The organism is Selenomonadales bacterium, from assembly GCA_017442105.1.
Lineage (GTDB): Bacteria > Bacillota > Negativicutes > RGIG982 > RGIG982 > RGIG982.
The window spans coordinates 1-2593 of record JAFSAX010000190.1; the positions used below are offsets into that span (position 1 = coordinate 1).

The 2593-nt window shown below is 48.0% G+C and carries 4 protein-coding genes; 3 read left to right on the forward strand and 1 reads right to left on the reverse strand.

Annotated features, from left to right (window positions below):
- A partial coding sequence (locus tag IJN28_07475) for a thioredoxin family protein (GenBank protein ID MBQ6713607.1) occupies nucleotides 1-230 on the forward strand: 230 nt, incomplete at its 5' end.
- An 88-nt stretch (nucleotides 231-318) separates the two neighbouring features.
- Here IJN28_07475 and IJN28_07480 read toward each other — a convergent pair.
- Nucleotides 319-975: a Crp/Fnr family transcriptional regulator gene (locus tag IJN28_07480; protein MBQ6713608.1), complete on the reverse strand. Its 657-nt coding sequence runs from the start codon at nucleotides 973-975 to the stop codon at nucleotides 319-321.
- Between the two features lie 172 nt (nucleotides 976-1147).
- Between IJN28_07480 and IJN28_07485 the strand changes: the two genes are divergently transcribed.
- Both IJN28_07485 and trxB read left to right on the forward strand, forming a co-directional pair.
- Nucleotides 1148-1474, forward strand: coding sequence for a thioredoxin family protein (locus tag IJN28_07485; GenBank protein ID MBQ6713609.1), 327 nt, complete (start codon nucleotides 1148-1150; stop codon nucleotides 1472-1474).
- A 20-nt stretch (nucleotides 1475-1494) separates the two neighbouring features.
- Complete coding sequence (trxB, locus tag IJN28_07490; GenBank protein MBQ6713610.1) at nucleotides 1495-2421, forward strand: thioredoxin-disulfide reductase; 927 nt, start codon at nucleotides 1495-1497, stop codon at nucleotides 2419-2421.
- The last annotated feature ends 172 nt before the right edge of the window (nucleotides 2422-2593 follow it).

Genomic DNA, 2593 nt, shown 5'->3' on the forward strand with positions numbered 1-2593 from the left:
CATGGTGTGGTCCTTGCCGCAGGGTGGTACCGATCGTTGAGGAGATCGCGGAGGAGAATCCCGATATCAAGGTGGGTAAGGTCAATGTCGATGAGGAGGTTGAGCTCGCGGAGAAGTTCGGCGTGATGAGTATTCCGATGCTTGTTGTGCTGAAGAATGGCGAGGTCGTGAATCAGTCGGTCGGCATGAAACCGAAACATCAGATTTTGGAGATGATCGATGAGGCGTAAATGTCTGTGTTGATTATCTGAGAGAGAAAGGTCATATGAAAATGGGTAAATAAAAAGGGTACCGATTCGAGTCGGTGCCCTTGTATTTTTATTCTGCGAGTTGTTTTAGTTTTGTGCGGTCGAGTATTTCGATGGTACCGCGGGAGAGTTTGATAGAGCCTTCGTTTTGGAAGTAGCGGAGCATTCTTGTTACGACTTCGCGCGGGTTGCCCATATGGTTGCCGATCGTTTCATGGGTGATCTTGAGGATGTGGCTGTTTTCGAGGCGCGATTCTTCCAGGAGGAAGGCGGAGAGGCGTTTGTCGAAGCTTTTCCAGAGGATCTGTTCGAGAAGCCAGATGATCTCAGAGAAGCGTGTGGCCATGAGTTCGCAGGTGTAGTTGGCAACGGTGGCTGACGATTCCATCAGTTTTTTGTATGCGTTCGGTAAGATGATCCAAAGTTCGGTGTCTTTTTCGGCTTCGATGATGACTTCGAATTGAAGGCTGGTCATCATGCAGGCTGCGGAGAATAGGCACATGTCGTGTTCGAACAGACGGTATAAGGTGAGCTCGCGGCCGTCTTCGGAGAGCATATAGGAGCGCAGTTGTCCCGAGCCGACGAGGAGAAGGCCTGTACAGCTGATGTTGCCGTCGTGGATGACGGTTCCTTTGGTCACTTTTCGGAAGAGGATGTTTTGCGAGAGGTATCGTTGTTCATCGGGGGTTAGTTTGTCCCAAATAGGAAAGTATAAAGAAAAGTCCATTATGCTCCCTCCTTGTTTGCAGTATAAGGGATGAAGGGGGAAGCTGTCAATTATATGTTGGGATACGGTTGTATATCACATAATATACTAGATGTATATATTATGTGATAATGTCACAGAAGATGGATATGGTGGTTGGTATAATAAAAAAAAAACGAGAGGAGCTATGAATATGGCTATGATGAAGATAGATGGAATGAATTTTGCGGAAGTGATCGGTGGAGGGCAGCCTGTTTTGGTAGAGTTCGGAGCACCGTGGTGTGTATATTGTCGTCGTATTGAGCCTGTGCTGAAGAAGGTGGCGGAGCAGTATGACGGTAAGCTTATGGTAGGTGCAGTCGATATTGATGTGTCGCCGAAGCTTGCTGAGGAGCATGGAATCGAGTTGGTGCCGACGCTTGTGCTGTTCAAGGATGGGCAGGCGCTTGGTGATGTTGTCAATCCTGCGTCGAAGGCGCAGATCGATGCGTGGATCCGTGAAACGGTGGATGTTGGATAATGGTGGATGAAGGAGGTATTATGATGAAGCACATTTATGATATGATCGTGATCGGTGGAGGGCCTGCGGGGTATACGGCGGCGCTTTATGCGACGCGGGCAGGTCTTGATACGTTGGTGTTGGAGAAGATGTCGGCGGGCGGACAGATGACGCAGACGATGCAGATAGATAATTATCCCGGATATGATGAGGGGATTGATGGCTTTTCGCTCGGAGAGAAGATGCAGGCAGGGGCGGAACGATTCGGTGCCAAATCGGAGATGGTAGAGGTCTATTCGGCTGTGCTTGATGAACCTGTTAAGAGGATCAATACGAGCGAGGGCGAGTTTTTTGCACGGACGGTCGTGATCGCGACGGGTGCGGAGCATAGATATCTCGGTGTAGAGAATGAAGAGAAGTTCGTTGGCAAGGGTGTTGCGTATTGTGCTGCTTGCGACGGTATGTTTTATCGTGGTAAGACGGTTGCCATCGTAGGCGGTGGTAATTCGGCAGCTGCTGATGCGCTTATTTTGTCGCGTATCTGCAAGAAGGTCATCTTGATCCATCGCAGAGATACGCTTCGTGCGACGAAGATATACCATGATCCGCTTCACAAAGCGGAAAATATCGAATTCCGTTGGAACAGTACGATCAGTGAGCTTAAGGGTGATGGACGATTGAGTGGATTGATGCTCCGCGATGTCAATACGGGCGAGGTGTCGGAGCTTCAAGTGGACGGATTGTTCGTCAGCATTGGTCGCAGTCCTGCGACGGCGCTGTTCGATGGTCAGCTTGTGCTTGATGATAATGGCTATATCGTAGCAGACGAATCGACACGGACGAATCTGGATGGCGTATTCGCAGTTGGTGATGTGCGTACGAAGGTACTGCGCCAGGTTATCACGGCGGCGGCAGACGGTGCTGTTGCGGCACATTATGCTGAGGAGTATCTGGCTGTTCATAAGTAGAGAGTGTATTATAAAAAAGATTTTCAACCGAGCTGTGGTGAACGGTTCGGTTGATCGTTTTTATGAGAAAATACCAAATAAGTCAATAGATATAAAAATAATAAATTTTAATTTAAAAATATAACAAAAATAGGAAAAAATATTGATTTTATCAATAAAAAGGGATAAAATG

Excerpts from the sequence above, each read along its gene's own strand:
- trxB (MBQ6713610.1), top strand. The coding sequence starts at position 1,495 with ATGATGAAGCACATTTATGATATGATCGTGATCGGTGGAGGGCCTGCG.
- IJN28_07480 (MBQ6713608.1), bottom strand. The coding sequence starts at position 975 with ATGGACTTTTCTTTATACTTTCCTATTTGGGACAAACTAACCCCCGAT.
- IJN28_07485 (MBQ6713609.1), top strand. The coding sequence starts at position 1,148 with ATGGCTATGATGAAGATAGATGGAATGAATTTTGCGGAAGTGATCGGT.